The following is a 6678-nucleotide window of genomic DNA, read 5'->3' on the forward strand; positions in this document are numbered from 1 at the left end:
GGGCCGTGGCCATGGAGGCGGCGGACATGGGCGGGCCGTACCAGGGGAAGCGGGCGCCGGTCGGTGCGCCGCGCAGGGCCCCGTCCAGTGCGGTGCGCCCGGCGCGCCAGGCCGCCAGCAGCTCGGCCGGCGGGAGCGCGGCGCCCTTCTCCGCCCCCTCGTCCACGAACGAGTCGGGGGCGGCGAGCGCCTTCTCCACCAGCGCCCGGAAGGCGCCGGCGTCGGTGACGGAGAGCAGGGCCGAGTGGTCGGTCCAGGCGAGGTGCGCGATCTGGTGGGCGACGGTCCAGCCGGGCGCCGGGGTGGGCAGGGCCCACTGCTCCGGGGTCAACTCGGCCACGAGCAGGTCGAGTTCTCCGCTCTCGGCACGCAGGTCGTCGATGACGGGCGTCGGGTCGGCCATGGGGGGAGCATGGCAGCGGGCCCAGAAACAATCAAGCGTGCTTGCATGAATTTCTGGACCGCCGGACCGTCACACCGCTTCCACGGGCGGGTACACCGGCCGCCACCGGGCCGCCCGCACCGCCGCCTCCACGTCGTCCAGGCCGGCCCGGGCGACCCCCTCGTCCACCGCCGCGCGGGCCACGGCCACGGCGACCGCCTCCGAGGTGGCGCGCAGGTCGCGGATCGGCGGGAGGACCGGCGCGTCGGCGCGCGCGACCTCCGTGTCACCGGTGCGGCGGGCCACCGCGTCGGCCGCCGCGCGCAGCATGCGGTCGGTGATCCGGCGGGCGCGGGCGACGATCGCGCCGAGACCGAGCCCGGGGAAGACCAGCGCGTTGTTGGCCTGCCCGATCTCGTACGTCGTCCCGTCCCGCTCGACCGGCGCGAACGGGCTGCCGGTGGCCACCAGCGCCTTGCCGCCGGTCCAGTCGAGCAGGTCGGCGGGCGTGGCCTCGGCGAGGTCGGTGGGGTTGGACATCGGCAGGATGATCGGCCGCTCGGTGTGCTCGGCCATGGCCCGGACAAGGCCCTCCGTGAAGGCGCCGCCCTGCCCGGAGGTGCCGATCAGGATGGTCGGGCGGACCCGGCGGACCACCTCGTCCAGCGGGATGCCGGGCAGGCTCTCGTCGCGGCGCCAGCCGTCCGCCTCGCCGGCCGGGCGGGCGTACGGCTGCTGCCCGTCACGGAGCTTGTCGCCCTGGTCGTCGGTGAGCAGGCCGTAGCGGTCGACGCACCAGAAGCGGGCCAGTGCCTCGTCCTCGGACAGTCCCTCGGCGATCAGTGCGTCGCGCAGCTGGTCGGCCACGCCGATCCCGGCGGTGCCCGCGCCGAAGACGACGATCCGGTGCTCGGGCAGGGGCGTACCGGTGGCGCGGACGCCGGACAGGACGGCGGCGAGGTTGACGGCGCCGGTGCCCTGGATGTCGTCGTTGAAGGTGCACACCCGGTCGCGGTAGCGGTCCAGGACGCGGCGGGCGTTGGCGTTGCCGAAGTCCTCCCAGTGCAGCAGGGCGTTCGGGAAGAGCCGGGTGGCGGCGGTGACGTAGGCGTCGATGAAGGCGTCGTAGGTGCCGCGGTCGACGCGCGGGTGCCGGTTGCCAAGGTAGAGGGGGTTGTCGAGGAGTTCCGCGCGGTTGGTGCCGACGTCGAGCATGACCGGCAGGGTGCGGCGCGGGTCGATGCCGGCGGCGGCCGTGTAGACGGCCAGCTTGCCGACCGCGATGTCGATACCGCCCACTCCCCAGTCGCCGATGCCGAGGATGCCCTCGCCGTCCGTGGCCACGATCAGGTCGACGTCGCCGGCGTCCAGACCGCTCGCGCGCAGTGAGCGTTCGATGTCGTCGGGGGCGTCCACGGAGAGATAGACGCCGCGCGGGCGGCGGTACTCGGTGCTGTAGCGCCGGATCGCCGTGCCCACGGTCGGGGTGTACACGATGGGCAGCATCTCTTCGAGGTGGTCGCCGACCAGCCGGTAGAACAGCGCCTCGTTGCGGTCGTGCAGGGCGGTCAGGTACACGCTCCTGGCCAGGTCGCCCGGCTGCTCCCGGAACTGGCCGTAGGCGCGTTCGGCCTGCTCGTCCTGCGTGAGCACCCGGGGCGGGATCAGCCCGACGAGGTCGAGGGCCCGCCGCTCCTCCTCGGTGAACGCCGTACCCCGGTTGATCCGGGGGTCGGCGAGCACGGCCCGCCCACGGGCGGTGATCTTCAACGGCTCGGGGCCGGTGTCGCGGGCATCGGTCATGGGGTCGGTCATGGGATCCGCCTTTCCGTCGACAGGACGGGTTTCCAGGCGGGGCGGCGTTGCACCGAAGGAGGCCGGGCGGGGCTGTACCGAAGAGGGCCGGGGCGGAGCCGAAGAGGGCCGGGCGGGGGGTGCCCGAGGCGGTGCCGGTCAGGGGCTGACCGGGGCCTGGGGGGTCTTGTTCCGGCCCATCTGGGTGCGGACCGCGCCGATGCTCGCCGCGATGACCAGGGCGATGGCGGCGGCCTCGGTCGCGGACAGGGACTGGCCGAGGACCAGGAAGCCGGCCGTGGCCGCGATGGCGGGTTCCAGGCTCATGAGGACGGCGAAGGTGGAGGCCGGCAGGCGGCGCAGCGCCAGGAGTTCGAGGGTGTAGGGCAGCACCGAGGAGAGCAGGGCCACCGCCGAGCCGAGGGCGACGGTCGTGGGGTCCAGCAGCCGGCTGCCCGCGTCGGCGATGCCGATGGGGAGGAACAGAAGGGCGGCGACGGCCATGGCCAGCGCCAGGCCGTCGGCCTGCGGGAAGCGGCGGCCCGTACGGGCGCTGAAGACTATGTAGGCCGCCCACATGGCGCCGGCCCCCAGGGCGAAGGCCACACCTGTGGAGTCCAGATTGCCGAAGCCCCCGCCGCCGAGCAGAAACACGCCCGCGAGGGCCAGGCAGGCCCAGAGCACGTTGATCGCGCGACGGGAGGCCAGGACCGAGAGGGTCAGCGGGCCCAGCACCTCCAGGGTGACCGCCGCGCCCAGCGGGATGCGGGCCACCGCCTCGTAGAACAGGCCGTTCATCGCGCCCATGGCGACACCGAAGACGATCACCGTGCCCCAGTCGGTGCGCGAGTGGCCGCGCAGCCGGGGCCGGCAGAACACCAGCAGGACGATCGCGGCCGCGAGCAGGCGCAGGGCCACCACGCCCGGCGCACCGGCCCGGGGCATCAGGGTGACCGCCAGCGCGCCGCCGAACTGCACCGAGACGCCGCCGGCCAGCACCAGTCCGACCGGTCCGAGCGAGCCGCGGGAGCCGGTGCCGCCCGGGCCGCCGGCGGGGGCGGGGACGGTGGGGCACGGCGATGTGGTGCTGGGTGCGGCGGTCACGGGCTGTCCTGGTGGCTTGATCGAGTGCGTGCATCGCGATGGACTACCAGGTCCAGGGTAATGGACTTCGACAGGTGCGTGAACCCTTTAAGGAACTGTCCCGGATGCTGGGATCAACGGCCCGGCCAGGCCTCCCCGCCACCGAACGGGAGACGGCCGTCGGGCTGCGCCGGAGCCACGTGCCCGCCGTTCCCGTAGGCGGCGCCGTGCGCCGGTGGCCGGTCCTCCTCCCACAGCGGCATGCGCAGCTCGCCGGTGTCCAGCACGGCGTTGTTCTGCGAGCGGTGCAGCCGGGCGTAGGCCCCGGCCCGGGCGAGGAGTTCACCGTGGCGGCCGGTCTCCACGACGCGGCCCCGGTCCACGACGACGATGCGGTCGGCGTCGGGGGCGAGGTTCAGGTCGTGCGTGATCATGATCGTCGTACGGCCGGCCATCAGGCGGCGCAACGGCCCGACGACGCGTCGGGCGGCCATGGCGTCCAGGCCCGCCGTCGGCTCGTCCAGGACCAGCACGGGCGCGTCGCGCAGGAGGGCGCGGGCGATGGCCAGGCGCTGGAGCTGGCCGCCGGAGAGCCGGGCCGAGTGCGGGTCGACCCGGGTGTCGTAGCCGTCGGGGAGCCTGCTGATGAAGTCGTGGGCGTCGGCCGCCCTCGCCGCCTCCTCGATCGCTCGCTCGCTGGCACCGGGCCGGCCGCAGGCGATGTTGGCGCGCACGGTGTCGTGCAGCACCAGGGTTTCCTGCGGGAGCAGGGCGACGTACTCGCGCAGCCGGGCCAGCGGCAGGTCCCGCAGGGGTACGCCGTCCAGGAGGACGGCGCCGCGGTCCGGGTCGTAGAAGCGCAGCAGCAGCTTGGCGACCGTGGACTTGCCCGCGCCGCTCGGGCCCGTGATGATCACCAGCTCGCCGGGGCGGACGGCGAAGGACAGGCCGGTGAGGGCGGGCCGGTCCGCGCCCGGGTAGTGGAAGGAGACGTCCCGGACCTCCACCGTGCCGTCCGGCCGGCCCGGCTCCACGCCGTGCCGGGGGTCGGTCACCGACGGCCGCGCGTCGAGGACCTCGATGAGCCGCTCGGCGCCCGCCGTGGCCGCGGTGACCGTGAGGCCGAGCTGGGCGAGGCCGCGGACGGGCGGGTAGAGGTAGCCGAGGAACGCGGCGAATGCGAGGAGCCGGCCGAGGGTCATCCGGCCGGTGGAGATCTCCCAGGCGCCGATGCCGATCACGGCCAGCACGCAGACCGTCTCGATGACCTGCACGAGCTGCTCGTAGGCCTCGTTCAGGCGGGTGGAGCGGACGGAGGCGCGGAACCAGGCGTTCGCCTCCTCGCGCAGCCGGCGGCGCTCGGCGTCCCGGCGGTCGTAGGCCTGGGTGAGCACGATGTTGCCGAGGGACTCCTCCACCACGGAGGTGATCGCGCCGTCGGCGACCCGGCCCGCACGGGACACGTCCTTGATGGAGCCGGAGAAACGGCGGGCGGCCAGCCAGAACAGGGGGGCGAGGACGAAGGTGGCCGCAGCCAGGTCCCAGCGCAGCCAGAACGCGGCGGCGGCGTAGAAGAGGGCGGAGAAGGCCGCCGAGGCCGCGCCGGCCAGCCCGGACACCACCATCGTCTCGATCGCCTCGACGTCACTGGTCAGCCGGGAGAGCAGGTCGCCCTGGCGGTGGCGCTGGAAGAAGTGCGGGGGCAGTTGCTGGACGTGGTCGAAGACGTGCTCGCGCAGCCGCATCACGAACCGCTCGGTGGTCCACGCGGCCAGCGAGTTGCCCGCGTACGCGACGAGCGCGCCGATCACCGCGACACCCAGCCACTGTCCGGCGGGGCTCCAGAACGCGGCCGGCGATCCCTTCTGCAGGGCGTCGTCGGTGAGTTCGCCGAAGAGCAGGACGGCCTCGGTCTCGGCGAGCGCGGCGAGCACCGTGCACAGCCAGACGGCCAGCAGCCATTTCCTGAGCCCCTTGGTCAGCGGCCAGAAACGGCGGAATGCCGCCCGGGCGGGAATGGTGGGTGTTTCGTCCGCGAATTCTGCACCCTCGACAGCCATCAGGAATCCTTTCCGAATCACCTGCCCATGGAAAGCGGAAAAGGGGCCGACGGTGCACCGTCGGCCCCTTTCGACTAGCGTCGGGTCACTTGTCGTGGCCGGGCAGCGGCTTGGGCAGCGGCTTCGGGCCGTGCTTCCTGGGCTTCGGCTTCGGCGGCGGCGGGAGCTGCTTCGTCTTGGGCTTGGGGGGCAGCGGGGCAAGCTTCTTGAAGCTCATTTCCGTCTCCTCGTGTCGCTCTGTTCGTGTGGTGTCGAATTCCGCGTCCGGAACCCGACACCGAAGAAGCTACACGCCGATCGACAGCTGGAACGGCGAATTCGGCAAGGGGACGCTGTGAATACCTTTGGGGTTCCTGAGAGAGCCGCCCGAACCTGAGATTTCGCTGCCGAAGCTGAGAATTCGCTTATGCGGACGCGTCCAGTGCCCGCGCCAGCACCTCGGCCAGGTGGCGGCCCCGGACCCCGGCGAGCTGGTCCAGCTGGGTGCGGCAGGAGAAGCCGTCCGCCAGGATCACCGTGCCGGCGGGTGCCTGGCGGACGGCGGGCAGGAGCTGTTCCTCGGCGCAGGCCCGGGAGACCTCGAAGTGGCCCTTCTCGAAGCCGAAGTTCCCCGCCAGACCGCAGCAGCCCCCGCTCAGCTCGCCGGTGAGGCCCGCGGCGGCGCGCAGCCGGCGGTCCGGGCCGTCGCCGAGCACCGCGTGCTGGTGGCAGTGGGTCTGCCCGGCCACCGGGCGGTCGACGACGGGCGGGGTCCAGTGCGGGGCGTGCCGCTCCAGCGTTTCGGCGAAGGTGAGCACCGCGGCGGCCAGTCGGGCGGCTCGCGGGTCGTCGGGCAGGAGTTCGGGGAGGTCGCCGCGGAGGGCCGCGGCGCAGCTCGGTTCGAGGACGACGACCGGGACCTGGGCGCGCAGCACCGGTTCCATCAGGTCCAGGGTGCGACGCAGGACCGTACGGGCGCGGTCGAGCCGGCCGGTGGAGAGGTAGGTGAGCCCGCAGCAAACCCGGGCCCGGCGGGCCGTGAGCAGCGCGGTCGCCGCCCTGGTGGTGCCGTCGGCGATCGCCCCGCGGCCCGGCAGCCGCGTGGGCGGGAGGGCCACCCGCAGCCCGGCCGCCTCCAGCACGCGGACGGCGGCCCGGCCGACGGAGGGCGTCAGGTGCTCGGTGAAGGTGTCCGGCCAGAGGACGACCAGGTCGCCGGCGCCCCGGGCGGACGGGTCCTCCTGTGCTGCGACCCCTGCCGTCTTCACGGTCTCCGCCGTCTCCACGGCCTCCGCCGTCTCCACGGCCTCCGCCGTCTCCACGGCCTCCGCCGTCTCCCTCGCCCCGGCGGTCTCCCTCGCCCCGGCCATCTCCGCGGCC

6 protein-coding genes are annotated in these 6678 nt (G+C 73.9%); all 6 read right to left on the reverse strand.

Annotation, left to right across the window (positions count from 1 at the left end; genetic code table 11):
- Positions 1-403 (reverse strand): maleylpyruvate isomerase N-terminal domain-containing protein (locus IE312_RS42540; protein ID WP_229900619.1); only part of this gene is annotated, 403 nt, incomplete at its 3' end.
- A gap of 69 nt (positions 404-472) precedes the next feature.
- Positions 473-2185, reverse strand: coding sequence for an NAD-dependent malic enzyme (locus IE312_RS30520; protein ID WP_189985536.1), 1713 nt, complete (start codon positions 2183-2185; stop codon positions 473-475).
- Between the two features lie 150 nt (positions 2186-2335).
- Complete coding sequence (locus IE312_RS30525) at positions 2336-3280, reverse strand: EamA family transporter (RefSeq protein ID WP_189985501.1); 945 nt, start codon at positions 3278-3280, stop codon at positions 2336-2338.
- Positions 3281-3393: 113 nt separating this feature from the next.
- Positions 3394-5319, reverse strand: a complete 1926-nt coding sequence (locus IE312_RS30530; protein WP_189985502.1) for an ABC transporter ATP-binding protein — start codon at positions 5317-5319, stop codon at positions 3394-3396.
- An 85-nt stretch (positions 5320-5404) separates the two neighbouring features.
- Positions 5405-5536, reverse strand: coding sequence for a hypothetical protein (locus tag IE312_RS43860; protein ID WP_268254369.1), 132 nt, complete (start codon positions 5534-5536; stop codon positions 5405-5407).
- A 187-nt stretch (positions 5537-5723) separates the two neighbouring features.
- A partial coding sequence (locus tag IE312_RS42545; RefSeq protein ID WP_229900620.1) for a (Fe-S)-binding protein occupies positions 5724-6678 on the reverse strand: 955 nt, incomplete at its 5' end.

Source organism: Streptomyces capoamus (assembly GCF_014654935.1).
In the GTDB taxonomy this organism is placed as follows: domain Bacteria; phylum Actinomycetota; class Actinomycetes; order Streptomycetales; family Streptomycetaceae; genus Streptomyces; species Streptomyces capoamus.

What these genes read in the sequence shown, in the direction of transcription:
- IE312_RS30520 (WP_189985536.1), bottom strand. Translation starts at nt 2,185, where the DNA reads ATGACCGATGCCCGCGACACCGGCCCCGAGCCGTTGAAGATCACCGCC.
- IE312_RS30530 (WP_189985502.1), bottom strand. Translation starts at nt 5,319, where the DNA reads ATGGCTGTCGAGGGTGCAGAATTCGCGGACGAAACACCCACCATTCCC.
- IE312_RS43860 (WP_268254369.1), bottom strand. Translation starts at nt 5,536, where the DNA reads ATGAGCTTCAAGAAGCTTGCCCCGCTGCCCCCCAAGCCCAAGACGAAG.